Origin of the sequence: Variovorax glucosi (assembly GCF_051216695.1) — a bacterium.
Classification (GTDB): domain Bacteria; phylum Pseudomonadota; class Gammaproteobacteria; order Burkholderiales; family Burkholderiaceae_C; genus Variovorax.
The window spans coordinates 1,334,281-1,360,962 of record NZ_JBPJZE010000001.1 but is presented as its reverse complement, the minus strand read 5'-3'; the positions used below and the strand labels follow the sequence as shown (position 1 = coordinate 1,360,962).

Here is a 26,682-nt window from a genome sequence, read left to right as displayed (position 1 = left end):
GCTCAGTCATTTTGACGCCGAAGCCGCCAGCTTTCAGTCCGCTGGCGATCGGCGGGATGGCAGGAGATCCCTCGTCGCCGAAGCATGCTGTGCTGTAGAGGTCTGAGGACGGCATCTTTAGTATAGGTATCACCGCCTGTGCATTCGAGGTCGGCTAGGGTTGACACTTTTTGACATTGCCGCATACTGAGCTTCAGCCCCGGCGACGCGTGACGATCCCGCCCCCATACTCGCTGCGGCCGGCGCCACGCCGCAGCCCACCAGGGGTATCAACGTGCGCAACTTCTTACATAACAACCACGACGAGTTGGTTCAACGATGCAAGGACAAGGTCGCATTGCGGCCTTTGCGAGGCGCCACCCCTGCCCAGCTTTCCCATGGCGTTCCGATGTTTCTTCAGCAGCTCACGCGTACGCTTGAAGCCGAGGAGCAAGGTGACGCAGTTGGTGGGATGCAAATTTCCGGACCATCTGGAGGCGATGCTTCGGCGCTCTCGGAGATGGGCGTTTCAGCCACGGTCCATGGAGGCGAATTGCTCGGCCTCGGCTACACCGTTGACCAAGTCGTCCACGACTATGGTGACCTGTGTCAAGCAATCACCGACCTCGCTGTCGAACGCGACGCCCCGTTCTCGGTCGACGAGTTCCGCACGCTGAACCGATGCCTTGACAACGCCATCGCTGACGCCGTTACTGAGTTTGCTGCCCAGCGCGATGTGGAAGTGGCGAGGCGACAGGCCGAAGAGGAGAACGAAAGGCTTGGCTTTCTCGCGCATGAATTACGCAATCACCTCCACGTCGCCAAGCTTGCTTTCGCAGCCCTGGAGTCAGGCAGGCTTCCGGTTGGCGGCTCCACTGGTGCTGTTCTTAAGCGCAGCCTCGGCTCGATGGAAGGTTTGATCGACCATTCTTTGGCGGCGGTTCGTAACGCAGCACTCGCGCCGCTGTATCCGCGCATTTTTTCGCTCGCAATTTTCCTTGCGGATGCCGGTCGCGTTGCCGAACTCTACGCAGCTGACACGGGGTGCACGCTTCGCATTGCGGAAGTAGATGCCCAACTCGCGATCGAAGGCAATCGCGAATTGCTGATGGCGGCACTTGGAAATTTGCTGCAGAACGCTTTCAAGTTCACTCGATCGGGTAGCGAGGTCACGCTGCATGCGCATACGTCCGTTGATTCAATCAACATCGAGGTAGAGGACTGCTGCGGCGGGCTTCCCCAAGGCGTCGTCGATACGATCTTCAAACCTTTTCAGCAAGGTTTCGACGACAAGCGTGGCCTTGGGTTGGGGCTGTCGATCGCAAGGCGAAGTGTCGAGTCCGACCGTGGACGTTTGACTGTGCAAGACATACCAAGCAAAGGATGCGTATTCACGATCAGCTTGCCCCTGCGGCGGCTGACGTAAGGTGATTACCCAAGACGCAAAGTAGTCATCGATCTGTGGCGCCACCAGGCCTGAGAGCATGTACTGTTGAGTCGGGACCGGCGTTACGAATGCGCCAGGGATGCTTGCTGGCTTTGTGACCAGATGTCGTCAGACCAGCCATGGCCAGCGCTGCAGAAGGCCAGACAGCCCTCCACCTTCAGACAGCATCGCCCCTTTCAATCGCCAAGCTTGCTCGTGCGCAAGCGAAGCGAATTTGCGATCACACTGACCGAGGACAGCGCCATTGCGGCGGCTGCGACGACTGGTGAAAGCAGGATTCCGAAGAACGGGTACAGGACGCCCGCAGCGATCGGGATTCCCAACACGTTGTAGCCAAAGGCAAACCACAGGTTCAGTCGAATGTTGCTCATGGTGGCCTGCGAAAGTTGACGGGCTTTCACAATGCCCATCAGATCGCCCTGCAGCAGGGTAATGCCCGAACTTTCCATGGCGACGTCTGTTCCTGTCCCCATGGCGATGCCGACATCGGCTGCTGCCAGCGCAGGTGCATCGTTCACGCCGTCACCAGCCATGGCCACAACGCACCCTTCGCTTTTGAGGCGTTGCACCACCGAAGCCTTGTCCTCCGGCAGCACCTCAGCGACAACCTCGTCGATGCCAAGCTCGCGGGCCACTGCTTGCGCCGTCGTCTTGCCGTCACCGGTCAGCATGACCACGCGGATGTTGCTCTTGCGAAGGCTGGCAATGGCCTGGGCTGTGCTTGCCTTGATGGGATCAGCAATGCCGACGAAGCCCGCAAGTCGACCACCGATGCCGACGAAGATGACCGTCGCGGCTTTGGCCCGGATGGGTTCGGCATCCTGGTCGGCGGCTCCGACCTCGATGGCGTGCTCGGCCAGGAACTTAGCACTCCCGCAAACAACCTGCACACCGTCCACCGTGCCGATCACCCCCTTGCCCACCGGCGAATCGAAGTCGGTGACGGGTGACAGGGTAAGTTTGAGTTCCAACGCGTCAGCCACGATTGCCGCGGCGAGGGGATGCTCGCTGGCACGTTCGACACTCGCGAGTTTCTGTAGCACGTCGTTGGCTTCGAAACCGTTCAAAGGCTGCACTTTGACGACCTTGGGGCGGCCCTCGGTCAAGGTGCCGGTCTTGTCGACGACCAAGGTGTCGACCTTCTCCATGCGCTCCAACGCCTCCGCATCGCGGATCAGAACGCCGCTTTGCGCGCCGCGTCCCACGCCCACCATGATGGACATCGGCGTGGCGAGGCCCAAGGCGCACGGGCACGCGATGATCAGGACAGCCACTGCGGCGATCAACGCATACGAGAAGGCAGGGCTCGGCCCCCAGATGAACCACGCCCCGAAGGTAAGCAGGGCAACGGCGATTACCACAGGAACGAACCACCCCGCCACTTGGTCGGCCATGCGCTGGATCGGGGCGCGGCTGCGCTGGGCGGCCGCCACCATGTGGACGATCTGCGAGAGCAGTGTGTCCGCTCCCACCTTCTCCGCACGCATCACGAAACCGCCGGTCTGGTTCAGCGTGCCGGCAGTGACCTGGGAGTCGACGGCTTTGGCAACGGGCACCGGCTCGCCCGTCACCATGGACTCGTCGACGTTGCCCTTCCCCTCGATGAGCTTGCCGTCAACAGGCACCTTTTCGCCGGGCCGTACGCGCAGCAGATCGCCGACTTGAATGGCCTCGACCTCCACTGTCTCATCCATTCCGTCAGAACTTACCTTTACGGCCGTCTTTGGAGTAAGCCCGAGGAGTGCCTTGATGGCGCCCGAGGTTTTTTCCCTGGCCCGCAGTTCGAGCACCTGGCCGAGGAGGACAAGCACCGTGATCACGGCGGCTGCTTCGAAGTAGACCGCCACCGCGCCTTCCGGTCCGCGAAACTCTGCTGGGAAGACGCCCGGCGCGAGGGTGCCGACGATGCTGTAAATCCAAGCGATGCCCGTCCCCAAGGCGATCAGCGAGAACATGTTGAGGCTGCGGTTTTTCACCGAGGCCGCAGCGCGTACAAAAAATGGCCAGCCGCTCCACACCACCACCGGTGTCGCCAAGACCAGCTGAACCCAGTTGGACAGTTGCGGTGCGATGAACGCATGCAGGTTCACGAGGTGTGCACCCATCTCCAAAATGAAAACGGGCACCGTTAGCGCCAATCCCACCCAGAAGCGCTTGGTCATGTCGCGCAGCTCGGGACTTTCTCCAGTCTCGGTGCTTGCCACCACCGGCTCCAATGCCATCCCGCAGATCGGGCAGCTGCCAGGGCCCATCTGGCGAACCTGGGGATGCATCGGGCAGGTGTATTCGACCTGCCCCTGCCCCGCCGCCGGGGAAGAATTATCAGCCGCGCTGCGCGTTACGTGACCGTGGTGGCCCGCGTGTTCGACAGCGCGCCCCGTCGCTCCCCCGGGTGCTGCATGGTCCGGAGAAACTGTGTGAGAAGGTGGTGCCGAGTCACTTGCGGAGACGCCATCTGAGGCGCTGTCCGGTGCCGTAGCACCGTGCCCGCAATGGGCGTGATCGTGGCTCTGTTTGTCGCTGGGCTGCATGAGATTCCTCTTTCGGAGGTAAGTCTTGCCCTTCCTATTGTGGGAAGGTCAAGACGCACGCGAGCTTCGCGGCATGGGAGGGAGCGCCGAGAGGCGCCAAGGACAACCTACGTGAGAGGTAGCAGGCTACTTCTTCATCGCTTCGCCGGAGTGGCCGTGCTTGGCGAGAAACTTGTCGAGTTCGCCAATCTCCTTTTTCTGCGCCTTGATGACACTTGTGGCCATCCTTCGCATCTGGGGGTCCTTGCCTGCCTGCAATTCAGCTTGGGCCATGTCGATGGCGCCCTGGTGGTGCATTCGCATCATCATCGCGAAGTCGACGTCCGGATTGCCGCTCATGGACATCGAGGCCATCTTGTCGTTCATGTCCTTCATCATGGACTTCATGTCCATGTTGCCCTTCATGCCACCGTGCATGCCGGTAGCACCAGGTGCACCAGCCGTCGGGTGACCGTGCTGCGCCGCTGGCTGTGCAAAGGCCACTGGCTGTAGCAGTGCGACACCAAGGGCGATCACCGAGAGGGGACGTGTCAAAAAATTCATCTTCATGGAAGCTCCTTCAGGGGGGAATTGGTTCGAACTGACGAGGCACCGCTATGAGGCGCCTCGCCGGCGACTGGTGTCAGCGATTGGCGTCCATCTTGGTGACGGTAAATTTCCCGTCCAACTTCTCGGCAACGAAGCGGACCTTGTCACCCGCTTGAACCTTGTCGAGCATTGCCGCGTCCTGGACTTGGAACACCATCGTCATGCCGGGCATGTCGAGGTTTGTGAGCGGACCATGCTTGATGGTGAGCTTCTGGTTCTCTTTGTCAACCTTGCGCACTTCGCCCTCGGCCATCTCGGTCGAAGTGGCAGCAGCGGCAGGTGCGCTCGTGGTCTGCGCGCCGGCAGCGCCAGCCATGGAAATCAAAACGGCTGCGGTCGACGCCGCGATCGAAAAATGGATCTTGTTCATAGCGTTTTTCCTTTGGATGAGGATGCAGGCCCAGCGCTCCGCGCAGAGCCAAACAGGGGTTACTTCAAGTTCTTCGTGGTGGACTTGGCAACGTTGACCGCGCCCTTCATGCCAGCGTCGTAGTGACCTGGCTGCAGGCACGCGAAGTCAATCTTCCCGGCCTTGGTGAACTGCCAGACAACTTCCCCGCTCTTGCCGGGCGCGAGCGTGACCATGTTCGGGTCGTCATGCTCCATCTCGGGATTCTTCTTCATGACCTCGTAGTGCTCCTTGAGCTCCCTCTCGGTGCCCAGGACAAGCTCGTGCTTGATCTTTCCCGAGTTGGTGATGAGAAAGCGAACGGTCTCGTTTTGCTTGACGTCGATGCTCGCGGGGGTGAAGCGCATCGAATCGGTCATGTCCACCTTGACGGTGCGGGTTGCGTTCGCAGCGACGCCGGGCTTGCCGATGGCGTTGTCGCTGCCATGACCACCGGCATGCGTGCCGGCAGCAAAGGCGCTGGCAGCGGCGAGAACGATGATCGCAGCGACTGCTGCAGAGCGAATGGTCTGACTCTTCATGGGATTTCCTTTGTTAAAAAAGACGCGGGATCAATGGCCTGCGTGGCCTTTGGCGGGTTTACGGACTTGCACTTCGATGTTTTTGGCCGGCATGTTCTGCGCCGGCATCGCGGCCGCGCCAGCGTCGCGTGCGCGGGGCGGCTCGGCGGAGGTGCCGTTGAATTCGTAGGCAACGGTCCCTTGTGGGTGCTTGAACCACCCGGGGTTCGAGTAGTCGCCGCGCTTCTGGTCCTTGCGAACCTTCACCACGCTGAACATGCCGCCCATTTCGACGGAGCCAAAGGGGCCTTCGCCAGTCATCATTCGCGCTGTGTTGTCGGGCAGCGGCATTTCCATCTCGCCCATGTCCGCCATGCCTCGCTCGCCCATCACCATGTAGTCGGGCACGAGCTTGGTGACCTGCTTGACAACATCCTTGTGGTCGACGCCGATCATGGTGGGCACGTCGTGACCCATGACGTTCATCGTGTGATGGCTCTTGTGGCAGTGGAACGCCCAGTCACCTTCCTCGTCCGCAAGAAATTCGATCTGGCGCATCTGACCGACTGCCACGTCGGTGGTCACTTCGTATTGCCTGGAAGTCTTCGGCGTTGGGCCGCCGTCGGTGCCGGTGACCAGGAATTCATGCCCGTGCAGATGCATGGGATGGTTCGTCATCGTGAGGTTGCCAATGCGAATCCTGACCTTGTCGTTCTGCCGAACGTTGAGCGAGTCAATCCCGGGGAAGATCCGGCTGTTCCAGGACCAGAGGTTGAAGTCCAGCATCGTCATGATCTTGGGTGTCGCGCTGCCAGGCTCCACGTCGTAGGCATTCAGCAGGAACACGAAATCGCGATCGACTTTTTCGATCAACGGATGCTCGGCCTTGGGATGCGTGACCCAAAAGCCCATCATGCCCATCGCCATCTGCACCATCTCGTCGGCGTGAGGGTGGTACATGAAGGTACCGGGCCGGCGCGCGACGAATTCGTAGACGAAAGTCTTGCCTGGCTGAATTCCCGGCTGATTCAGACCGGTGACGCCGTCCATGCCGTTGGGCAGGCGTTGTCCGTGCCAATGGACGCTGGTGTGCTCGGGCAGCTTGTTGGTCACGAAGATGCGAACCCGGTCGCCTTCAACGACTTCGATGGTCGGACCCGGTGACTGACCGTTGTAGCCCCACAGGTTGGCCTTGAAGCCTGGCGCCATCTCACGCACCACCGGCTCTGCGACCAGGTGGAATTCCTTCACTCCGTTGTTCATGCGCCAGGGCAAGGTCCAGCCATTGAGCGTAACGACTGGGTTGTAAGGGCGGCCTGTTGAAGGCGCCAATGGCGGCATGGTGTCCGGCTTCCCCTGAAAAACCGGTTCTGGCAAGGCAGCCATCGCTACCTTGCTCACCGTGGCGGCGGCGATGGCACCCGTGATGGCCCCCGCGCCGCTTAGAAAATTGCGTCTGTTATTCATGTGTAGTTCTTGAAGATTTGCTCAATGTGCCGGTGCGGCAGCAGCTTGGGAGCTGACGCCGCCGGCAGCCGGTGAGGCCATGGCAGAGGGTTTGCCGATCACAGACGCGGCGAGCGCCGCATCCGCCATCCAGAACTGCTGCTGGGCATTGATCGCGTTCGTCACGCTCGAGATCTGATCGCGTGCTTCGGCCAAGAGCTCGAAGACGCCGATCAGCATTCCGTTGTACCGAAGGACGTTCTCGTCGGCCATCGCTTGGCGCAGAGGGACGATCTCGTCGCGGTAGTGGCGTGCGATGTCGTAGGTCGTGCGATACGCCGAGTAATCCTGGCGCAGTTGCGATGTCGCACCGCGGACGGCTGCGTCGTAGCGGTTGGCAGCCACCAGGGATTGAGCGTTCAATGCGTCGCGCTGAGCGGAGCCCCAGTTGAACAGGGGCAGTCGAATGTCCAGCTCAAAGCCTCGCCCGGTGCTGCGCGTCCCCTCTTGATTGTCGAAGACGGTGTCGCGCCGAATTCCAGCTTCTACGTCGATGAACGTGGAAAGTTGGTTGATGCCTTGCGACTTGCCTGCAACATCCAATTGCGCGCGTGCCTGCTGCACATCCAGACGTTGTGCCCCGGCAGTGCTCGCGACGTCCTGAGCTGGACGGGGTGCCTTGGGCAAATCCGGCAAACGTTCCGGCAGCCGAAGCCTCGCAGCCTGACCCTCGTCCAGGCCCAACGCGCGGACCAGCTCCTCCCGGGCCGAAGTGGTGGCATGACGGACCGAGGCGAGTTGCGTTGTCGCATCGGCGTAAAACACTTGTTGGCGCGCGCGCTGCAGCTTGCTGAAGTTGCCGATCAGTTGCATCCGTCGAGCAAGCTCAGCGCTGGCCTCAGCCGACTGTTTGACTTGCTCGGCGTACTGCAGCAACTGTTGCGCTGCGACAGCACGCACCCAGGCTTGGCGAACCTGGGTCACTTGGTCCACAACAGTGGTCGTCAGCTGGATTTGCGCTCGAATGCCCTGGCTGCGAGCGATGGACATGCGTTGCGGCAGGAGGATCAGGTCCACCAAACCGAAAGACAGAAGCCTTCCAATTTCAAGCTCACTTCCAATTCGCAGCCGCTCAAAGCTGAAAACCGGGTTGGGAATGTTGCCAGCTTGGTTCGCGTTCGAGATTTCAGCCCAACTCTGGGCCACCATCGCCTGCAATGCAGGGCTGTTTGCCAAAGCGAGGCGCACTGCAGCATCTTGCGTCAGAGGCGTGCCAAGAAGCTCATCTGCAACCGCGAGGCGGGCGTCGCGTTGTTCCTTGGTGCGGCTCAGCTCCAAGTTGCCGCCAGTGAACTGAGCAGCAGAGCTGTTGGTCTGCTTGACGGCATCGTCGATGCTGAGGGACGCACAGCCTGTCAGTGCCGCGAGGCCGACTGCGCCCAGCGTTAAACGCAGCGGACGCGTCATGGCTTCTCCTTCGGAGTGGGTACGACATGGCCGGCGTGTGGATCTGACGCTGCAGGCGGTTTGGTGTCAGAGGGTTCGCCACTCGCCTCTTTGGCATAGGCGCGCCATCCACCACGGCCTTTGACGGTGTCGTTGGCGGCCTTCCATGGGATGGCTTTTTCATCAGCGAAGGCTTTGTAGCCGTCCATCGCTGAACTGTAGGAAAGAGAACTCGGCGTAGCCAGGAGAGCGTCCTCAGAGGATGCGGTCTGCGCTCCCGCTGTGAAGGCCACGAATGTGGTCAAGCTGGCCAGCCATGCGGCAGGCGATTTTTTGAACATGGGTTCCTCGCGATGTTCATGAACGAAGTGCCGTCGACCGCCGCAAGGCGGAAGAAACAGCAAGCGATGCATGCGCGTTCAGACGCCGACAGCAAAGCTGCCGGACGGTGAACGCCTTAAACGCGAGGAGGTTTTTGAGGGACGCCGGGCGAAACGATCGCCAGCGCGTAGAGGGGCTCTACCAGGTCGGCCTGCGGGAGGCCGGAGTAAATGACGTCAGCAATGGCCGGGGTAAGCCCGACAGCATGACAAGGGGCGCAGTTGCCGCATTTGTGCCCTGCGTCATCTTGCCCTGAATCAGCGGCATGGTCGTGCGCGTCGACATGGGAGTCATCGTGATGGCCTGCAGCCAAGACCACGTCACCATGATCATGGTGACTGCTCGGAGCGGCCGAGGTTGCTCCCATCGACATTTCTGTCCCCGGCGCGCAAATGGCCATAGCTGCCGCCGCGTAGCCTTGAAAAGGCACCGCTAACATCATGAGCCACAGAAAGATCGAGCGGAAGCTGACCATTACCTCAATTGTACGAGAGCTTCAAAAAAAGTGGACCTGACCTGCTGACAGCTGCAAATCCGCTTGTCAAGGCGTCGTGCGCTCCAACCGTGTGACAGTTGGCTTTCCAGCAATTATCTCGGCCTGAAATTTGACCCTATCGCCTGCTTTGAGCGTCCGTAGCATGTCCGGACTCGACACCTCAAAGGCCATCGTCATGGGCGGCATGCCCAGATTCGGAAGGTCTTCGTGGTCGAGGACGATTTCGCCGGTGTCGCGCAGCACGCGCTCGACCACCGCATGTGTGAGCGGCAGCGTTGTCGAGACGGCCAGGGGCACTGGGGGTTGAGCGCGTGCCGGTGTCTGGGCCAAAGCACAGTTGAAAGCAGGCAGAAATCCAAGCATGACCAGTGCACCCAAATGCAGCGCCAGACTGCGCGAGTTCCTGAATGCAAACGGTTGAGTCGCGTATTTCAAGGCACTTTTCTCTGGTGTGGCACTGCGAACGTAGACGAACGAGTGAAATGTTTGGGCAATTTGCGATGCAGCAGGAACCATGCAGCAGGCACGACGAGCATACTTAGGAGAGGTGCCGTGATCATGCCGCCCACCATCGGCGCGGCAATGCGCGTCATCACCTCTGAGCCGGTACCACTGCCCCACAGGATGGGCAGCAGGCCCGCCATCACGACCGCGACGGTCATCGCCTTGGGTCGCACACGCAGCACGGCACCTTCACGAATCGCGGCCAGCAGGGTCTCGTCATTCATCGGCTCTCCGGCTTCCAGGCGGCGCGCCAGTGCATTCTTCAGGTAAACCAGCATGACAACGCCAAACTCGGCCGCCACGCCGGCCAGGGCGATGAAGCCTACCGCGGTGGCCACTGAGATCGAATGGCCCAACGCCCAGATCAGCCAGAAGCCGCCAATGAGCGAGAACGGCACTGCCGCCATCACCAAAGCCGCATCGACGAAGGACCTGAACAACAAGTAGAGCAGCACAACAATGACCGCCAGCGTGACGGGCACGACCAATTTCAGCCGCTCGGTCGCACGTTCAAGGTATTCGAACTGCCCGGACCACGACACGGCGTAGCCCGCAGGCATCTTCACAGTCTTCCCGACTGCGGTCTGCATGTCGCTGACGGCGGAGCGCAGGTCGCGGCCCCGAACGTCGACGTAGACCCATCCCGACAGCCGCGCGTTTTCGCTGCGAAGCATCGGCGGTCCGTCTTCGATGGTGATCTTCGCCACATCGCCGAGCAGCAATTGCGCCCCCTTTTCGGTCACGAAAGGCAATTGCCGCAGTCGTTCCAGCGAATCGCGGATTTCGCGCGGGTATCGGACGTTGATCGGATAACGCTCGCGGCCCTGGATGACCTCACCGACGTTTTCGCCACCGATGGCCGTGGTTACCACGGCCTGTACGTCCGCCACCGAGAGCCCGTAGCGTGCGGCTGCCAGCCGGTCGACGTCGACGTCGATGTAGCGCCCACCGGTGAGCCGCTCTGCCAGTGCAGACGACACACCGGGAACGTTCTTGACGGCCACCTCGATCTGCGTCGTCAGCGAATCGATGGTGGCCAGATCCGCCCCCGCCACCTTGATGCCGACCGGGCTCTTGATGCCTGTGGCCAGCATGTCGATCCGGTTGCGGATGGGTGGCACCCACACATTGGTCAGGCCCGGCACCTTGACGGCGCGGTCCAGTTCTTCGACCAGCCTGTCCGGTGTCATCCCCGCGCGCCACTGCGCCTTCGGTTTGAATTGGATGGTGGTCTCGAACATCTCAAGCGGCGCGGGGTCGGTGGCGGTGTCCGCGCGGCCGGCCTTGCCGAACACGCGCGCAACCTCCGGCACGGTCTTGATCAAGCGGTCGGTCTGCTGCAGCAGTTCGGAAGCCTTTGACACCGACAACCCGGGAAGCGCGGAAGGCATGTACAGCAAGTCGCCTTCGTCGAGTGGTGGCATGAACTCGCCGCCCAATCGCATCAAAGGAACAGCGGTGAGCGCCAGCAGTACGGCAGCCACAGCCAGCGTTCCCTTCGGAAATCGCAGTACGAGTTCCAGCGCGGGCCGGTACACCGCCATGAGGACGCGGTTGACGGGGTTGGACGCTTCATGCGGGATGCGTCCCCGAATCAGGTAACCCATGAGCACCGGGATGAGCGTCACCGACAAACCTGCCGCCGCTGCCATAGCGTAGGTCTTGGTAAAAGCCAACGGCGAAAACAGCCGGCCCTCCTGCGCCTCCAACGAGAACACCGGGACGAAGGACAGCGTGATCACCAGCAGCGAGAAGAACAGTGCTGGACCCACCTCCACGGAGGCCTCGGACACGAGCTGCCACCGTTCGGCCACTGTGGGCTGCCGGTCGTGCGCCACCTCGAAGGCCTCGATGTGCTTGTGCACGTTCTCGACCATCACGATCGCGCCGTCCACCATGGCACCGATGGCGATCGCGATGCCGCCAAGCGACATGATGTTGGCGTTGACGCCTTGCCAGTGCATGACGATGAACGCTGCCAGCACACCGATCGGCAAGGCCACCACCGCCACGAGCGCCGAGCGCAAATGAAACAGGAACATCGCGCAGACCAGCGCCACCACAATGAATTCCTCGATGAGCTTGCCGCGAAGGTTCTCGACAGCGCGGTCGATCAGCAGCGACCGGTCGTAGGTAGGCACGATTTCCACACCCGGCGGCAGGCTGGGTTTGAGCGCTTCGAGCTTCGCTTTGACGGCCTTGATGGTCGAACGGGCGTTTTTGCCAGAGCGCATCACGATGACGCCGCCCGCCACTTCGCCTTCACCATCCAGTTCGGCAATGCCACGGCGCATTTCCGGCCCAATTTGCACCGTGGCCACGTCGCGCAGCAGCACTGGAGTAGCACCTGTCACAGCAAGAGGGATCGTGCGGAAATCGTCCAGCGACCGTAAGTACCCGCGCGAACGCACCATGTACTCAGCCTCAGCAAACTCGACCACCGAACCGCCAGACGCTTGGTTGGCCTTCTGCAAGGCATTAATCACCGTCGACTGCGTGATGCCGAGCGCGCGCATGCGGTCGGGATCGAGCACCACTTGGTACTGACGCACCATGCCGCCGATGCTGGCGACCTCAGCCACATCAGGCACGGTCTTCAGCTCAAACTTGAGGAACCAGTCGTTCAGCGCGCGCAGTTGACCGACGTCGCGCGTGCCCGCGCGGTCGACCAGCGCGTATTCGTAGACCCAGCCCACGCCCGTGGCATCAGGGCCCAGCGAGGCGTTGGCGCCCGCGGGGAGCTTGCTCTGGACCTGGTTCAGGTATTCGACCACGCGCGAGCGCGCCCAGTACGGATCGGTCTTGTCGTCGAAGAGCACGTAGACGAACGAGTCACCGAAGAACGAATAGCCGCGCACGGTCTTGGCGCCGGGCACGCTGAGCATGGTGGTGGTCAGTGGATAGGTCACAAGGTCTTCGACCACCTGGGGCGCCTTGCCGGGAAAGGGCGTGCGGATGATGACCTGCGTGTCCGAGAGGTCGGGCAATGCGTCGAGTGGTGTTCGGACGACGGACCACCAGCCAGCCGCGACCAGGAATGTGGTCGCGATCAGCACAAGGAACCTGTTGCCGATCGACCAGCGGATCAGGGCGGCGATCATTGCTTGGCGCCTGGTTGCAGGCGCTGCACGGAGACCAGTTCGTAGTCTGTGGGGCCACCCTCCTTGAACTCGAAGCGAACTTGGTCGCCTGGCTTGATTTCCGGGAAGGCGTTCGGCAATGTCTTGGCGAACCCCATCGTCATCGACGGCCACTTGAGCGTCGCAACGGGGCCATGCGAGATGGTGATTTCATCGGGCGCCACGCTTTCGACCTTTCCCTCGGCCTTGTGAGTCACCCCGGCCGGCGTCGAGGCTCCAGCGTTCGGCGGGGCTGCGGGCGCCGTCATGTTGCCCAGCACGGAGCGCAGCCGGGCCTCCGAGTCGATCAAAAACTGACCGCTGGCGACCACCTGATCGCTTTCGCTCAGGCCCGAAACGACTTCGGTCTCATCGCCTTGGTCCGCACCCAGCGACACATCGCGCGGCTCGAAGGCGCCGTCAGCCCTGCGCACAATGACGACAGCGCGCTTCCCCGTGCGGATAACCGTTTCGGACGGCACGACCAACTGGCTGCTGGCGGGGCCGGCCACCTGCAGGCGCAGCAGCATGCCAGGCGTCAGCCTTCCGTTCCTGTTGTCGACCTCAAAGCGGGCCTTCAGAGTGCGGGTCGAACTGTTGATCTCGGGAATGAGCTCGTCGAGCGTTCCAACGAAAGTTTGAGCAGCATCGGCCTGTAGGATCGCCTTGACCTTCTGGCCACGCGTGAGTGTTACCGCCTGCGCTTCCGGAATCTCGGCGACCGCCCAGACCCTTTCCAACCCCGCGATGCGGAACAGCGTCGTGCCGGGAGTGACGGCCACGCCTTCTCGCACGCCCAACTCGGCCACCACGCCATTGGACGGTGCGGAGAGCACGAAGCGCGCCTGCGCGGTGCCGGTCTCTTCGCTGCGCCGGATGAGTTCAGCGGGGATGGACATGGCCCGCATGCGATCACGCGCGGCAGCGACGAGGTCAGGAGTGGCGCCCGAACGTTTGAGGGCGAGCAATTCGTTCTGTGGCCCGAGCCAGTCGGGCGCGAAGACCGTCACCAGTGTTTGGCCCTTGCGCACGCGCTCCATCGGCGCGCGGACCGACAGATGTTCGACATACCCGGCAACGCGCGTCTGCACGGAAACGTTGAGTCGCTCGTCAAATTGCACGGCGCCCACCGCTTCGAAAGACGCAGAGGTTTCCGCTCGCCGCACGCTGGCGTAGCGGATGCCAAGGTTTTGCTGGACCGCAGGGCTGACCGTCACGCCCGTCTTGTTGGCCGCGCCCATCGCGCTGTCGGCGTACATGGGAACGAGTTGCATGTCCATGAACGGTGACTTGCCCGGCTTGTCGAAGCGCTGGCCTGGCACCATGGGGTCGTGCCAGTAGAGAACTTTGCGGCCGTCGGCGCCGGATGCGGAGGTCGCCGTGACCATCGATGGGTCCCCGGTCTGGCCCGTCAAGTGACCAACGTAGAAGGCGCACGTTGCCAGCAACCCGGCCGCCAACAGCGAAAGACCGATCGCACGTGTTCTGTTCATTGGGCCACCTCAGCAGGGAGCGGCCGAAAGGCCAATTGAACCTGGGTTCTGGCCAAGTCGCGCTGCAGCGCCAGCAGCTTGCGCTGCGCTTCGACTTCGGCACGGCGTGCCTCGAACAGGGCGACCAGGCTACCCTGGTTGGATCGGTAGCCCGCCGTGGCAGCAGCCGATCTTTGGCTGGCTGGAACGACGACGCTGGCGCGGTAACCATGGATGCGTTGTTCCAGGCGTTGCGCGTCGTTGAAGAGCGTCCGGTATTCCGAGACGGCGGCTCGGGTCGCCTCGGCCAAGTCGGCGTCGGCCTTCTCGACAAGCGCCATCTTGGCTGCGGTGTCCCGGTCCTGACGTTCCCCCGGCGCAAGGGGCAGCGGAATGCTCACGCCCACCGACACCATGTCGGAATAGCCGGAGCGCTGACCATACGCGACCTCCCAGGTCCAGTTGGGCTTGCGGTTGGAAGCGGTGACGGCAGCCGTCCGCGTGGCCACTTCGACATCGCGCTGCATCGCAACGACCGTGGGGTGTGCTGCAACATAGGCGTCTTCGGCCGGCAGCGCAAAGGCACCCGGCTGCAAGAGATCATCAGGGGGCATGCCAACCCATCGCTGGAAAGCAACTCCTGCGGCGGCCTGCTGTTGCAAGATGCCGGCCGTCTCGTCGTCCGAAATGCCTTTGGCACCGGTCAATGCCAGTACGTCCTGGCTGCTTCCCATGGCCGAAGACAGGCGTGCCAGCGATGCCTCCAATTCTTCGTGCGCATGGTGTGCCACAAGCCTTGCGAGCGTCACGCTCTCGCCAGCGTAGAAGGCGTCGACGTAGGCGAGCGCTGTTTGGCGACGGGTGTCTGCAGCAGCGGCTTGTGCCAGCGCTGCTTCACGGCCGACCGACGCGTCTGCGGCGGCCCGCCGCGCGGCGCGCTTGTCGGCTGACAGCCATTCCTGGCTGATGCCGATGCGCTTCATGGTCATGGAGTCGCGGGCTGTGTGAAAGCGGTCGGTCCCCGTCGCAGGCAGGTTGTCGACACCGATGCGCAACGTCGGATCAGGGAGCTGAGCAGAAGCTTGCGCAGTCTCCGTGGCGCTTAAGGCGCCAGCACGAGCGGCACGCGTGGTTTCGGAGCGTTGAGCTGCGAAGTGGAGCGCCTCGTCCAGGGACAGAGGGGCAGCCGTTGCGAGGTAGGGAAGCAGCGCTGCTGCCGTGACAACAGCGCGCAGAAAAAGGATAGACATGGAAACTCCGCAGACGAACGAGACATTCGCTGGATGCGGACAAGCCGCACCAGCACCGGTCAGTCGACGGAGATTTCAGACGCGAAGTCGGCGCGTGGCGAGAAAGACCGGATTGGGGGGAGGCCGCGGCTCTAGCACGGTCTGCAGGGCCAGGCTCCGGACGTCAGAGAGCAGAACCAACGGAACTATCAGCACCTGCACAACAGCAGGAAGAGACGGCGTTGCCGCCTTCACTTTTTCAAAGGACTGTGATGCGTCGGCAAAATGTTGATGGCAAAGCAACGGTTGGGCGGTGTCCAAGCCTTCGCACGGCGCACCGTCGGCCATTGCCTGCACCATCGCTTCGACGTTGTTCATGCCGGGGCAGACATAACATGCGAGCACCAATTGCGAAAAAACCATCGAGACCATTACGAAGAATGCGATGGCGAAGCGATGGTTTGGGTGACTGCTTTGCATTCTCGACGCAGTGTAGCGTCCGGATGCTGTCTCCGCAGGAGTCACACCACTGTCCTGGACGGGGCAACTCAACATCATCGGTCCACCTCAGGTGCAGCGCACTGCGGTAACAGACGCCGAACTAAAGCTCATCGTCACGGCCGCGAACATCGGAGAGGGCAGCCATCCGGTGAACGGGAACGGCACACCTGTTGCCACTGGAACGCCGGCAAGGCAACGCATTCCCTCCACTGGTCTTCTGGTCCAGCAAATGGATGTTTACACCTCGTACAACTGCCCCCTGATCGCATCACCGACCGTATCTTCGGTACAGGAGGTATTCGGGTACCCGTCAGCGATTCGCGCAGCCAACGTCACGATTTCGAGCGCGTAGTCGGCCATGTTTTCGTCAATCGGATCGCCGGGTCGAATCAGGCCGGCCCGCGCTGCCGCAGCAGCGAACAAAACGCGCGGTTCGTGCGTTGGGTCGCCGTCGCCATCAAGCGGGTGCAGATTCATAGTGTTCAAAACCAGCTCCAGTGAATGGGTTTCAGATCATGCGCGCGCAAACGGCAGATCGGTCCAGCGCGTCGTGTAGTCGGGGGTTTTCAGGTCCTGCTTCATTACCCAGGTGCGTGCCCCCTCGGCAGTCCCTGCGCTGGCCAGCTTAAGAGAGCCGCGACCATAACGGTCGTTGATGGCGTCCATTGCAGTCATAAGTTTGCTGCGGTCTTCGCCTTTATCATGTAGATCGAGCTCGCCCTGTTCGATCGATGCGTCTTGCAGGTCGAGCAGCATCACACCCGCTTTCGCAAACCGAAAGCCTGACCGGTAGATCGCGCACAGCCCGCGCACGGCACTTGATGCAATCAGACCACTGTCTGCGGTGGGCTTTCGCAGCGGCACAGTGATTGATCGTGAGTATTGGGCACCGCCACGAAACGGGCTCGTGTGGATGAACACCAGCACTTGGCTGGCATGCCCGCCTTGCTTCCGCAGCTTCTCGCACGCGCGCGATGCAAATTCGGTAACAGACTCGATCAGATCTGCGATTTCGGTGATCGCGGTGCCGAAGCTGCGGGTGCACGCGATCTCCTTCTTCGACGTCGGCGTGTCCTCGAACGCGATGCACGCTTGCCCCTGCATCTCGCGCACGGTGCGTTCCAACGTCACCGACCAGCGGCGGCGGGCGACCACCGGGTCCATGCGCGCGACATCAAGTGCGGTCTTCAGCCCTTCCTCGCGCAACTGAGCGGCAATGCGTCGGCCGATGCCCCAGATCTCGCCCAGGTCGGTCGCTTCGAGCACCGCGTCGAAGTCGGCTGCAGGCAATGCCGAAAGATTGCACACCCGTGCCAGTTCGGCCGGGTAGCTGCCCGGCTTGCGGTCCGCGCTCTTGGCAATGTGATTGGCCAACTTGGCCAACGTCTTCGTCGGGCCAATGCCGATGCCCACGGGTATGCCGATCCACTGGAGGATCCTCTCGCGCACATCGCCAGAGCGCTTCACCAAGTCGCCGCGGACGCCCTGGAGGTCGATGAACGATTCGTCGATGCTGTAGACCTCCTGCTCTGGACCAAGGCCCGCCGCGATCGACATCATCCGGTTGCTCATGTCGCCGTATAGGCAGAAGTTTGCCGACAGTGCGATCAGTTCGGCATCGGGGTACTTCTTCCGAATTTGAAACCACGGCTCACCCATCGTGATGCCGAGAGCCTTCGCCTCATTCGATCGGGCAATCGCGCAGCCGTCGTTGTTGCTCAGGACAATGACTGGCCGGCCTTGCAGGCTCGGTCGAAAGACGCGCTCGCACGAGACGTAGAAGTTGTTTCCGTCGACGAGCGCGTACATGGCTGCCTCACTGGCGAAAGCGCTTGATCGTCGCCGTCACCACGCCGACGATGATAAGTTCTTGTCCCTCGCTGAATGTGATAGCGGGGAACGTGGCGTTCGCCGCCACAAGCTTGATGCGGTCTGCGCGCTTGTAGAGGTACTTCACGGTGAACTCGCCGTCAACCTGGGCCACAACGATGTCCTTGTGTGCCGGCGTCAGTGCACGGTTCACCACCAGAACATCGCCGTCAAAGATGCCCGCATCCATCATCGACAAGCCGGACACACGCCACATGAATGTTGCAGCCGGGTGCGTGATCAGCAGCTCATTCAGGTCGTGGCGTTTCACCGCGAAGTCGTCCGCGGGAGACGGAAAACCAGCTGGAAGTCGGCTTTGCACGATCGGAATCAGCACGCGCGGCAGCGGTGCTGCCGGAGGAATGATGAAAACGACAGTACTGTTCATGCGTACAGTATAGTTTTGGCATGAACTGTCACGTCAAGGCTTTTTCGAAATGGTGTCCGGTGTTTGACCAGTGAAAAGAAGAACTTCACGAAGTCGGAGCTTCAATCGTGCACTGACGGCAGTGCGCCCAACCGGCGTGGGCTTGCTTTTGAGTCTCGTTGCTGCAATCCAGGTTCCTGGCTGCAGCATCAAGCCGTATACGCTGCCAACTGGCTCTACACAGCGGCCAAGCATTGCCACGACAGCACCACGCGATGAAGGCGCAACTGGCAAGGCGTTCGCTCAGTGTCTGCAGCACTTCCCCGGGTTTGTCCCAGCCGTGGCTTTGCCACGCCGCCAACGCGCACTGTGCTTCGACGGTTTCGCCGTACTGTATTTGGGAGAAAGTAAGACGCCTGTGTATGCAGTCGAAAAGCTGACACTTCAAAGCGTTGAAGCTGCCAAAGGCATCAAACGCATGGACTGCTTCTACCCAGAGGCGCGTTTGCCCGCCATTGAAAGCGCGCAGTTGAGCGATTTCGTGGGAAGCGGTTACGACCGCGGTCACATGGCGCCGACGGGGGACATGCCCAACGAAAACGCCAGCGCAATCCTTTTCGCTTGCGAGCATGGTGCCGCAATCTCCCGAATTGAACTGACGCGGTTGGAACCAGATCAAGCAGGCATTGCGCAAACACGCCACAAGGGCAACGAATGCGTCTGACCTTGCGGCAGTGAGGCCAATGACATTAAGGAAAGTTAGCAACTTAATGGCGAAAAAAAACCGGCCGAAGCCGATTTTGGTCCCACAAATGTGACTCTTCAGGCAATTCTTTTTACGATCTGGCTCACGCGCCCAGGACTCAGCTTGTAAATCCTGGCAATCTCTTTTTGGGGCGCGCCTTGGACAACCGCAGTTTTGATCTCAAGATCACGAAGGCGCTGATCGGTCGACTTGTTTCGAGCATTGCCAACAGCGGTCATTACGCCAACCCGCTGCTGCAAGCCTTTCAGCTGACGCTCAAGTTCCTTGATGCGGTATGAATTTTCATTCGTCTTATCTGTCATAGTAAAATTTCCTTTGAGGGTGGTGTCGAGGTGGCACTGGTGCACTTCTTGCCGGAAGACCAGTGACATCAAAATTCTACCCTCTTTTTTCCGGTGGCATGAAAAGTTTAGCGAAAGTTAAGCGCCAAGAGAAAAAAACTATATGAATCAACGACTTATTGAATGAATGCGAGGGAAGTTAAAGCGTGAAGCTGGTTTCGTAGGGTGAGCGCGTGGAAGGCAAGCCGATGAGACGACAGCCACCGTCCCCGACTGACGGATCGCAGGTCTGCGTATCGACACCCGTTGAAGGTCATCAGCGTTTCCGAGGTGGACAGACGGAAAGCATCGCCGCCTCTAGCATTTTGAGACTGGTTATTCATAGACTAGAAGCCATCTTTGATGGTGTCTACGCCACAGGCCTGTGGCATGCCCAACGCAAGTTTAGGTATTTTGGCTACGTTCTGCGATCGATACCCCTTGCTGTGACCACCTTCCATGCCTACAATGTTAGGCAACGGTTGTGTACCAAGGATTGGAAATGACGACTTCTGAGCTACTTGCTGCGCTTAAGACGATGGTGATGGATGACGAAAAAGTGGCTGCTTTCAAAAAGCGGATGGCAGAACTGGACAAAAAATTGTCGGACGATGCTGAACGCAGGGCTGTGACCAAAGACGATCTTTCAAGAACGTACAGTCTTTGAAAATTATTTGCGCGTAACAACAGCAGCCATTTGGCTGCTTTTTTTTGGTCAAAAAATGGTTCCCTACTTGGTTTGTGGTTTTGATAAATCAACGCTTAGTACTCTCGTAAGAGAATGTTTTGACTCAGAGTTCCCCGACATTTTTCACAAAAAACAAATTGATTATATTTTTCGATACTTACGAGATTTAGAAGCTAAAACAATAGTTTTGGAATTTTCGTACATTGATAAAGACTATTTGGACGACTTTTCTAGATTTTACGTGCGGAGGTTTAGTGGCAAAGGTCACAAATGTGCTCGATTACACTTTTTCTCAGAGAATTTTGATCATTCCGATCTCAGCGAAATGATTGTAACTAACCCACAAGATGCTCGAATAAAAAAACTCAAAGCTTCGTATCTGGGTTTTTCAGTCGTGAAACCACTTCCGCAAACATTCATTGGCAAAACGTGTTTAAAAACATACTCCGCTGAGCCAAATGCCGTCAATCAGAAAAAGCTTGCGCGAGCGTACGAAATAAATTTATTTGGATTAAGTTTGACTGTAGAGTCAATTGCTTTTCAAGAGCAGGATAAAGTGGTTTCTGCCTGCGCAACTACTGCAATTTGGTCAGCTTTGCACGCACTTCAATGGCGACCTGTGCGTGAAATACCTTCTTGCAGCAAGATAACTATAGAAGCAATAAATTTTATTGAAGGCTCAAGCAATAGTTTTCCCAGTAGGGAACTGTCCAACAAACAGATACTGCGAGCGTTAGACGTAGAAGGTCTCAAGCATCATACGGAATCCTTGCGCGGCGTCAGTCAAGAGGATTTATTTAAAAAGATTAAAATCTATTTAGATAGTGACTTGCCACTGATTCTCGGTGTAATGGTTTTTTCGATTTGTAAAGTTAGCAAAAAACTAATCGAACGCGCTGGTCACGCCGTCACAATACTGGGATACAAATCTGCGCCGCACGAAAATGCCATTTATCTTCACGATGATCGTCTCGGGCCTTATGCGAGAGCGACATTTAGAGATTTATGTAACTACGAAAAGTTACCGTTATTTGAACAAATAAATCAAGTCGGACTGGTGCTGCAGGAGAAAAGTGATGACGGAAAATGGCAGCCTCCTCATGAAATTCTTGTGCCTGAAATTCTCATCGCAGCGACAGATAAAAAAGTTAGAATACCGCTAATCGAGGTCACCAATACCATTGCTCGAATCGCAACAATAACGAAGACGCTTGCAGAATCTCTCGCGCCAACAGGCCCAGAACGCTCTGAGCTTGAATGCTCGATAAGACTTGCTGAAATTGGAAAGATAAAGACTGAGATCAGAGAGTCTCTTACAGCTAAAAGCAGAGAAAAAATTGGCGAAACCCCTAACGCATTAATAAGAAAAAATAAAAGATCTTTGACTTTAAAAGAAGAAAAAGATCTTGATTTCCTTACCCAAAGCTTTGCCCGATTTCAATGGGTCGTAGATTTTTATTTTGAAAATAAGCCTGTTTTTTCGATGCTTGTTGATGCAACCGACATTCCACAAGGAGATGCCGTTTCCGCTGTTCGTGTGTATGATTCAGAGGAATTCCAATTTGTTTTTGAAGCGATTAGACGCTATCCTCATCTAGGCACCGAGGATCCTTTTTTAAAAGCAGATTGGGGATTTATAGCGTCTTTTGCAAGAAAATTACAAGATAAAGATCAAGGATTAACTGAGCATTTAAACAAGACCTACGGAGATTTAAGAGCGCCAGCTTATTTCAAGCCGTTGGAGTTGCAAAATGGCGTAATTCAAAAAAATAGTACATCTAAAATCTTTTACGAGCCAACTGAAAAATCAATTGCGGAGCTGTTCCCAATAAATTTTTCCGCGGATGTTGAAGAGAAGGAAAACTGTTTGATTTGGGTAATAACTTATGACGGCGCGTTGTTAATCGGTAAAGAAGTTGATCAAATGGGACACCCATGCCTAACCGAATTTAAACCGGCGCGAATTGCAGGTGAGTTGCACTACATTGATAAAAAATGGCGGATAAATGCCAAATCCGGGCGTTATAGTAAAAGTTATCGAAATTCTGGTGAGTTATTAAAAAACGCTCTTAGAAAATTTCAGAATGTTTTCTGGAAATCTTGCGATCAAATCGTTATTCAAAGTAAACGAAAAAAACAGCCAAGTTCGGTTGCAAGTGCATTAGATCGCATTTGATGGGTCAACTGTCTACGGCGTGGTGCGATGTCCAGTGTTGGTTCGTTTGTTATTCCAACTGATTGGCTGTGCTTTTGGCGCGTCGCGTCGAATAGCCAGCGTTGTCGCTGATCACACTGTATGTCACAGGGTACGTCGACCCTTCGTACCATCGTTCAACCCGACGTCGCACTCGCGTTTACCGGCACGACTCCGTTCACGAGCAGCACGTTGCGCTTCTAACGCTTTTGCACAAGCTTCCTTTCATGGTGCTCATCTCGGGTTACGACAATGCCTTTATCAAGAAATGCTCGCAGGGTTAAACCGAACGGTGTTCCGTGCAAAAACGCACACGGATTGCCACGAGGAAAGCTTGTGGTTCAATTTTGAAACTCCGACAGAACTTTACGTTCCCCGCTACATGGGCGGAAACTTCAGGGACAGGGAAGCGAGCAAGCGAAGGATTGCGCGCGTGAAGCAGAAAATTCTCCGAATGTCACGTCAAGAGCAAGCTTGCATGGGAGCGTGGATGGCTGCGCAGTGCGGCAAGGCCGTACCGGGAGGATCGCCATGACGCAGTCGGCCACTGTGATCACGCGCAACGGCACCATCGGGGTCGAGTTGCCCGACCCTTGGGCTGAGGTGATGTCCGGCGTGCCTTGGGGTGAAATCGGCGCGTTCCCGACCCCCGCATACTTTGCGTACCAAGTGATCGCCCGGCGGCTCACCAACCAGACGGCAACGTATCGGTTGGGACGTTCGCTCGCCCAAGAAGTGGGTGCATGTCTGCTGGGTGGTCACGGCATCCCGGCGCCTGTGGGCCTTGCTGCCTATAACAAGTTGCTCGAAGAAGGTGTCTTTGAAGGACCCGCGCCCTCGGCCGAGCGCCTTGAAACCTTACTCAAGCAGCCGGTCACCATGGGATCCAAAAGCGTCCACTACCGGTTTGCTGCTCAGAAAGCAAAGTACCTGGCAGAAGCTCTCAAAAAGATTCCAAGTGCCCCAAAGACAACTGTCGGCAAACAGCTGCGAGACTGGTTGGTGGAATTGCCAGGGATCGGACCGAAGACCGCATCGTGGATTGCGAGAAACTGGCTTGAAGCCGACGACGTGGCCATACTGGACATTCACATCCTTCGGGTTGGCCAGGCCATTCATCTGTTCCCAAAGTCGTGGTCCGTGGACCGACACTACTCCGATCTGGAAGCCTTGTTCTTGAAGTTCAGCACTGCACTCGACACGCGCGCGTCTGAGCTCGACGCAATCATCTGGTACGAGATGGCCAACTCACCCCAAGCGGTTCGGCATCTCGTAAGTCACCTTCGCAATCCCGAAGAAGCTCGGCGTAGCGATGGACTCTCGGTGCAGACGCAATTTGCGCTGCGCTGAGCCGGTCAGTTGTTCAACGGCTTGAAAGCGCCGCCAGGCCTGCGCCTCTTAGCAGCAGCGTCCCGCCCTGTTCAAGCGGCCAAGGGTCGCCGATCAAGCCCAAGGGGCAAAAATTTAAACCCAGGGCCTCGGCAACGATGGACATGTAGCCCAGAACAACGCCTGCATCCCTCCAGACCAAGCTCTCAGAATGCTCGTACTTGGCCGCCGTCTTACCGGGTTCGCAAATCAGTGCAATAAGCAGCGCACCGCTCATGCTCATCAAAAGCTGAGCTTCCTGCCTCGTTGATGCAGCGGCATCGTTCGATCCAGGAAGCGTCACAAGGGCATGCGCGACAGGGTCGTAACGACGCCAGCACCCACCCGCCTGCGCAACCAAAACGTGGATCGGATGGACCGCACCCGCACCTGGGTGAACACGCGATTCTTGGGGGAAACCATACAAACTTGACCGCTGCGAGCGATTTCGGCAGGAAAGCCAAAGGAAGCTTCCCATGCGTGCCAGCGACGGGACCCCCGCAAAATCACGCCGTGTGCTCCTTTGTTCCACCAGCGCGCACAAGTCGACTGACAGTTCTGCCTCATGCGGTGCCAGTGGAACGAGATCGCCTTGTGGCCACACAAATGGGCGATACGGGTGCGGGGCAATGTGGGGCAGGGGTTCAGGAGACCGGCCCATCGTCGGCACCAAGTTCGGCATACGTTGACAAGTATTTGTAGCAACCACGGCAAGCCCCGCAGGCAACATTCGCCTTATGACAACTGTGGGCCCATGCAAGCAGCGATGACGGCACTTCTGCCCGACGGACGAGCTCGGCGGTTGTCATCTCAATAGCTGGTGCCAACACCTGTAGACCGCCTTCCTGCGATGACACTAATGCGTTCATCTTCGCCACAAAATCCGGTGTTCCGTCATGGTGGCACTCTCGGTCTGACGCCACCGTTCCGATGTACAAAGTCTGTACATTCAATCCAATGGCCCTCATGCATGCCAGCGTGACAAGCAATTGATTGCGATAAGGCCAGAACTCAGTTGTCGGGGCAAACGAACCGGGCGGCGTGTCTGCCATGTCGCCCGAGCCCAATGCCCTGCAGTCCACTGTCAAGACTTCATGGCGCATGGCCAATTCCTTGCACAACTGCGCGGAAGCAGTCTTTTCCCCTTCCGCGGCGAGTTGCCCATAGTCGACAGTGATGCCGATCTTTGGGCGCTTCCACCACGCCAACGCTAAAGAATCCATTCCCCCAGACAGCAAGAGCGCTGTTGTCATAGTTCCACGGCTGCCCACAGGGCTGTGTAAACCGCTGTCGTGAAGTTGTCGCACAAAACGCAGCCCGATCCCTGCATCATCTTTAAATCCTCTCTGCCACTGTGACGCTCGCTGTAGACGATGACTGGCTTTGCCAACGCGCGGGCGTATCCGATCTCGTACACAGTGCCGGCATCGAGGCCATCGGCAATCGCGAATAGCATGTCTGTATCGCGAATGCCCTCTAGGTCTTTCTGCACCACGTTTGCAGCAGTTCCCATGCCGACCTCGTGGAACGGGGAAAACACATTCAAGCCCATGTCTTGAAGCACATGCAACGCCTCTTCAACCATCCACTGCTGCATCAAGTCGAAGAACGGGCCAGCTAGGTAAACACTTCGCTTTTTTCCCGCGAGCGTTTCGGGTGATGGAACGATGGCAGGCGGTTGATACGCGGCAAGTTGCTCTGGAGATGGGAAGGTCTTGGTTTCGCAGTAATACGCTGTGGCGCGAGATGCACGTTCCGCTGCAGCAACTGGCGCAAGAGCTTCGTGCATCCACGCAAGCGCGAAGTGCGCGACAAAGACGTCGCCTGAGCCTATTTTCCATACTGTAGACGTTCGATAAGCGGGCACTTGGGCAACCCCTTGCGGCGTCCAGACAAACGCACCAAGCGGACCCATCTTGATGACCACAACTGCTGCATTCTGCTGACTCGCGATCAGTGGTGCCGATTGTTCAGGGGGTGCGCCAGGTACGCCCGCCATGAGCGCTGCCTCACAAACGTTCAACACCACCGCAAGGAAGTTGGCTGTGGAACCGTTTGCACCAAAGGGAACGCCGCTGCTACCGTTCTGCGGGTCGTAGACGGCCCACTCAGCATGAACGACGGCATCCGTTTCCAACATGCCAAACCGCACAATCTTCTCCTGCGTAAGCTGAAAAGATTCCCAAGGCTGTGGGGGAACATTGTCGATTTGCGGCACCGATAAGTCATGCAAGTATCGAAATTGGACGGTCTTTTGTGTTGTCTTACCCAAAACTCTTAATTTGGGATTCCATGTGGCCAACCCATCAAAGACTGTTTGGGAATCCTTGTCCATGTATGCATGCAAGGCGACCGGCACCTCCATTGCGGCAATGGCAACCGCGGCACGGCCTGCAGATCCATAGATTTCGTTCCATCGAGGCCGAATGCACTGCTCGGCATACACGCCCCCAACAACTTGCATGGTCATGATGCTGCAACCACTCGCACTCTAACTTGGCCTCCATTGATACTGAGGACTATGGCCTCGTACACGAAGCCTTTCTCAATGCACTGCCTCAGCCTAGATGCGTCAGGCCCTGCAAGACCACCGACTAGCGTACTTCCCTTGACTACCTGAACAACTGTCGTCCCGCCAACCACCACTGTTTCAATCGTCAACACGTCGCCGATTGCGATTATCGCAACGCCCGAAGGCTTCGGACTCGCCAGCACCGTCTCAAACTGCATGTATTCGCATGGGACCGGATCGCCCCCACCGCCTCCGCCGCCACCACCACCGCCACCAGACATAGTTCCTCCTTAGATTTATTCGCAACACTTGTCTTACTCAGACGTCTATGCTTTACGAACAGAGTTAACAATTTCGAGACAAATGCATTCTGTAACGAAACAGCCAGACTTTCAGAAAAATTTCGCGTGGCTTGTCAGGTGGTAATTTTTGTGATGGATAAACGCATGCGAGGGTTTTGGTCTGGGGCAAAGCCAAGAGAAGGTGGTGTATTCGGTGATTGGGATCGTGAACGTCGAGCTGTCGCCAATACGGCGTTTATCCGGAAGCA

General features: G+C 58.3%; 25 protein-coding genes. 5 read left to right on the top strand and 20 right to left on the bottom strand.

The window, feature by feature from the left end; genetic code table 11:
* Positions 1–274: 274 nt before the first annotated feature.
* The gene (locus ACSFA3_RS06420; RefSeq protein ID WP_435504537.1) at positions 275–1,405 is read left to right on the top strand and encodes a sensor histidine kinase; all 1,131 of its coding nucleotides are present in this window, start codon (positions 275–277) and stop codon (positions 1,403–1,405) included.
* A 197-nt stretch (positions 1,406–1,602) separates the two neighbouring features.
* Here the strand turns inward: ACSFA3_RS06420 and ACSFA3_RS06415 are convergent, their stop codons facing one another.
* The 16 genes from ACSFA3_RS06415 to ACSFA3_RS06340 form a co-directional block, all read right to left on the bottom strand.
* On the bottom strand, positions 1,603–3,957 hold the full coding sequence (locus ACSFA3_RS06415) for a copper-transporting P-type ATPase (protein WP_435504536.1): 2,355 nt from the start codon (positions 3,955–3,957) through the stop codon (positions 1,603–1,605).
* A 126-nt stretch (positions 3,958–4,083) separates the two neighbouring features.
* Positions 4,084–4,506, bottom strand: coding sequence for a DUF305 domain-containing protein (locus tag ACSFA3_RS06410; RefSeq protein ID WP_435504535.1), 423 nt, complete (start codon positions 4,504–4,506; stop codon positions 4,084–4,086).
* 73 nt (positions 4,507–4,579) lie between these two features.
* Entirely contained in the window at positions 4,580–4,915 is a 336-nt protein-coding gene (locus ACSFA3_RS06405) for a copper-binding protein (protein WP_435504534.1), read from the bottom strand.
* Positions 4,916–4,974: 59 nt separating this feature from the next.
* The gene (locus ACSFA3_RS06400) at positions 4,975–5,475 is read right to left on the bottom strand and encodes a cupredoxin domain-containing protein (RefSeq protein WP_435504533.1); all 501 of its coding nucleotides are present in this window, start codon (positions 5,473–5,475) and stop codon (positions 4,975–4,977) included.
* Between the two features lie 30 nt (positions 5,476–5,505).
* Positions 5,506–6,921, bottom strand: a complete 1,416-nt coding sequence (locus tag ACSFA3_RS06395) for a multicopper oxidase family protein (protein WP_435504532.1) — start codon at positions 6,919–6,921, stop codon at positions 5,506–5,508.
* A gap of 21 nt (positions 6,922–6,942) precedes the next feature.
* The gene (locus ACSFA3_RS06390) at positions 6,943–8,367 is read right to left on the bottom strand and encodes a TolC family protein (RefSeq protein ID WP_435504531.1); all 1,425 of its coding nucleotides are present in this window, start codon (positions 8,365–8,367) and stop codon (positions 6,943–6,945) included.
* Positions 8,364–8,687 (bottom strand): hypothetical protein, encoded by a 324-nt coding sequence (locus ACSFA3_RS06385; RefSeq protein WP_435504530.1) that lies wholly within the window; start codon positions 8,685–8,687, stop codon positions 8,364–8,366. Before ACSFA3_RS06385 ends, ACSFA3_RS06390 begins: the two co-directional genes overlap by 4 nt.
* Before the next feature lie 116 nt (positions 8,688–8,803).
* Positions 8,804–9,202, bottom strand: a complete 399-nt coding sequence (locus ACSFA3_RS06380) for a hypothetical protein (RefSeq protein WP_435504529.1) — start codon at positions 9,200–9,202, stop codon at positions 8,804–8,806.
* A gap of 66 nt (positions 9,203–9,268) precedes the next feature.
* Entirely contained in the window at positions 9,269–9,658 is a 390-nt protein-coding gene (locus ACSFA3_RS06375; protein WP_435504528.1) for a copper-binding protein, read from the bottom strand.
* Positions 9,655–12,828, bottom strand: coding sequence for an efflux RND transporter permease subunit (locus tag ACSFA3_RS06370; protein ID WP_435504527.1), 3,174 nt, complete (start codon positions 12,826–12,828; stop codon positions 9,655–9,657). The genes ACSFA3_RS06375 and ACSFA3_RS06370 overlap by 4 nt, the downstream gene beginning before the upstream one ends.
* Positions 12,825–14,339 (bottom strand): efflux RND transporter periplasmic adaptor subunit, encoded by a 1,515-nt coding sequence (locus ACSFA3_RS06365; protein ID WP_435504526.1) that lies wholly within the window; start codon positions 14,337–14,339, stop codon positions 12,825–12,827. The genes ACSFA3_RS06370 and ACSFA3_RS06365 overlap by 4 nt, the downstream gene beginning before the upstream one ends.
* Positions 14,336–15,301, bottom strand: a complete 966-nt coding sequence (locus ACSFA3_RS06360; protein WP_475544571.1) for a TolC family protein — start codon at positions 15,299–15,301, stop codon at positions 14,336–14,338. The genes ACSFA3_RS06365 and ACSFA3_RS06360 overlap by 4 nt, the downstream gene beginning before the upstream one ends.
* 342 nt (positions 15,302–15,643) lie before the next feature.
* On the bottom strand, positions 15,644–16,027 hold the full coding sequence (locus ACSFA3_RS06355; protein WP_435504524.1) for a hypothetical protein: 384 nt from the start codon (positions 16,025–16,027) through the stop codon (positions 15,644–15,646).
* A gap of 258 nt (positions 16,028–16,285) precedes the next feature.
* On the bottom strand, positions 16,286–16,525 hold the full coding sequence (locus ACSFA3_RS06350) for a hypothetical protein (protein ID WP_435504523.1): 240 nt from the start codon (positions 16,523–16,525) through the stop codon (positions 16,286–16,288).
* A gap of 36 nt (positions 16,526–16,561) precedes the next feature.
* Entirely contained in the window at positions 16,562–17,857 is a 1,296-nt protein-coding gene (locus tag ACSFA3_RS06345) for a Y-family DNA polymerase (protein ID WP_435504522.1), read from the bottom strand.
* A 7-nt stretch (positions 17,858–17,864) separates the two neighbouring features.
* On the bottom strand, positions 17,865–18,305 hold the full coding sequence (locus ACSFA3_RS06340) for a LexA family protein (protein ID WP_435504521.1): 441 nt from the start codon (positions 18,303–18,305) through the stop codon (positions 17,865–17,867).
* 142 nt (positions 18,306–18,447) lie between these two features.
* Here ACSFA3_RS06340 and ACSFA3_RS06335 point away from each other — a divergent pair, with 142 nt between their 5' ends.
* Entirely contained in the window at positions 18,448–19,008 is a 561-nt protein-coding gene (locus ACSFA3_RS06335) for a DNA/RNA non-specific endonuclease (protein ID WP_435504520.1), read from the top strand.
* A 98-nt stretch (positions 19,009–19,106) separates the two neighbouring features.
* Here ACSFA3_RS06335 and ACSFA3_RS06330 read toward each other — a convergent pair whose 3' ends face one another.
* Positions 19,107–19,421: a hypothetical protein gene (locus tag ACSFA3_RS06330; RefSeq protein WP_435504519.1), complete on the bottom strand. Its 315-nt coding sequence runs from the start codon at positions 19,419–19,421 to the stop codon at positions 19,107–19,109.
* A 451-nt stretch (positions 19,422–19,872) separates the two neighbouring features.
* On the opposite strand from ACSFA3_RS06330, the gene ACSFA3_RS06325 reads away from it, so the two are divergent.
* The 3 genes from ACSFA3_RS06325 to ACSFA3_RS06315 all read left to right on the top strand — a co-directional run bounded on the left by ACSFA3_RS06325 (position 19,873) and on the right by ACSFA3_RS06315 (position 23,602).
* Positions 19,873–20,037: a hypothetical protein gene (locus ACSFA3_RS06325; RefSeq protein WP_435504518.1), complete on the top strand. Its 165-nt coding sequence runs from the start codon at positions 19,873–19,875 to the stop codon at positions 20,035–20,037.
* 7 nt (positions 20,038–20,044) lie between these two features.
* Complete coding sequence (locus tag ACSFA3_RS06320) at positions 20,045–22,234, top strand: hypothetical protein (protein WP_435504517.1); 2,190 nt, start codon at positions 20,045–20,047, stop codon at positions 22,232–22,234.
* 549 nt (positions 22,235–22,783) lie between these two features.
* Positions 22,784–23,602: an 8-oxoguanine DNA glycosylase gene (locus tag ACSFA3_RS06315; protein ID WP_435504516.1), complete on the top strand. Its 819-nt coding sequence runs from the start codon at positions 22,784–22,786 to the stop codon at positions 23,600–23,602.
* Between the two features lie 13 nt (positions 23,603–23,615).
* On the opposite strand, the gene ACSFA3_RS06310 is transcribed toward ACSFA3_RS06315, so the two are convergent.
* The 3 genes from ACSFA3_RS06310 to ACSFA3_RS06300 all read right to left on the bottom strand — a co-directional run bounded on the left by ACSFA3_RS06310 (position 23,616) and on the right by ACSFA3_RS06300 (position 26,090).
* Positions 23,616–23,858 carry a nitroreductase family protein gene (locus ACSFA3_RS06310; protein WP_435504515.1) on the bottom strand — a complete coding sequence of 81 codons (243 nt, stop codon included), beginning with the start codon at positions 23,856–23,858 and terminating at the stop codon, positions 23,616–23,618.
* A 406-nt stretch (positions 23,859–24,264) separates the two neighbouring features.
* Entirely contained in the window at positions 24,265–24,873 is a 609-nt protein-coding gene (locus ACSFA3_RS06305; protein WP_435504514.1) for a 7-cyano-7-deazaguanine synthase, read from the bottom strand.
* Entirely contained in the window at positions 24,870–26,090 is a 1,221-nt protein-coding gene (locus ACSFA3_RS06300) for a nucleoside 2-deoxyribosyltransferase (protein ID WP_435504513.1), read from the bottom strand. The genes ACSFA3_RS06305 and ACSFA3_RS06300 overlap by 4 nt, the downstream gene beginning before the upstream one ends.
* Positions 26,091–26,682: the final 592 nt, after the last annotated feature.

Coding starts and splice junctions, on each gene's coding strand:
- ACSFA3_RS06415 (WP_435504536.1), bottom strand. CDS start 3,957: ATGCAGCCCAGCGACAAACAGAGCCACGATCACGCCCATTGCGGGCAC.
- ACSFA3_RS06410 (WP_435504535.1), bottom strand. CDS start 4,506: ATGAAGATGAATTTTTTGACACGTCCCCTCTCGGTGATCGCCCTTGGT.
- ACSFA3_RS06405 (WP_435504534.1), bottom strand. CDS start 4,915: ATGAACAAGATCCATTTTTCGATCGCGGCGTCGACCGCAGCCGTTTTG.
- ACSFA3_RS06400 (WP_435504533.1), bottom strand. CDS start 5,475: ATGAAGAGTCAGACCATTCGCTCTGCAGCAGTCGCTGCGATCATCGTT.
- ACSFA3_RS06395 (WP_435504532.1), bottom strand. CDS start 6,921: ATGAATAACAGACGCAATTTTCTAAGCGGCGCGGGGGCCATCACGGGT.
- ACSFA3_RS06390 (WP_435504531.1), bottom strand. CDS start 8,367: ATGACGCGTCCGCTGCGTTTAACGCTGGGCGCAGTCGGCCTCGCGGCA.
- ACSFA3_RS06385 (WP_435504530.1), bottom strand. CDS start 8,687: ATGTTCAAAAAATCGCCTGCCGCATGGCTGGCCAGCTTGACCACATTC.
- ACSFA3_RS06380 (WP_435504529.1), bottom strand. CDS start 9,202: ATGGTCAGCTTCCGCTCGATCTTTCTGTGGCTCATGATGTTAGCGGTG.
- ACSFA3_RS06370 (WP_435504527.1), bottom strand. CDS start 12,828: ATGATCGCCGCCCTGATCCGCTGGTCGATCGGCAACAGGTTCCTTGTG.
- ACSFA3_RS06365 (WP_435504526.1), bottom strand. CDS start 14,339: ATGAACAGAACACGTGCGATCGGTCTTTCGCTGTTGGCGGCCGGGTTG.
- ACSFA3_RS06360 (WP_475544571.1), bottom strand. CDS start 15,301: ATGAAGCGCATCGGCATCAGCCAGGAATGGCTGTCAGCCGACAAGCGC.
- ACSFA3_RS06355 (WP_435504524.1), bottom strand. CDS start 16,027: ATGCAAAGCAGTCACCCAAACCATCGCTTCGCCATCGCATTCTTCGTA.
- ACSFA3_RS06350 (WP_435504523.1), bottom strand. CDS start 16,525: ATGAATCTGCACCCGCTTGATGGCGACGGCGACCCAACGCACGAACCG.
- ACSFA3_RS06345 (WP_435504522.1), bottom strand. CDS start 17,857: ATGTACGCGCTCGTCGACGGAAACAACTTCTACGTCTCGTGCGAGCGC.
- ACSFA3_RS06340 (WP_435504521.1), bottom strand. CDS start 18,305: ATGAACAGTACTGTCGTTTTCATCATTCCTCCGGCAGCACCGCTGCCG.
- ACSFA3_RS06330 (WP_435504519.1), bottom strand. CDS start 19,421: ATGTCACTGGTCTTCCGGCAAGAAGTGCACCAGTGCCACCTCGACACC.
- ACSFA3_RS06325 (WP_435504518.1), top strand. CDS start 19,873: ATGACGACTTCTGAGCTACTTGCTGCGCTTAAGACGATGGTGATGGAT.
- ACSFA3_RS06315 (WP_435504516.1), top strand. CDS start 22,784: ATGACGCAGTCGGCCACTGTGATCACGCGCAACGGCACCATCGGGGTC.
- ACSFA3_RS06310 (WP_435504515.1), bottom strand. CDS start 23,858: ATGAGCGGTGCGCTGCTTATTGCACTGATTTGCGAACCCGGTAAGACG.
- ACSFA3_RS06305 (WP_435504514.1), bottom strand. CDS start 24,873: ATGACAACAGCGCTCTTGCTGTCTGGGGGAATGGATTCTTTAGCGTTG.
- ACSFA3_RS06300 (WP_435504513.1), bottom strand. CDS start 26,090: ATGACCATGCAAGTTGTTGGGGGCGTGTATGCCGAGCAGTGCATTCGG.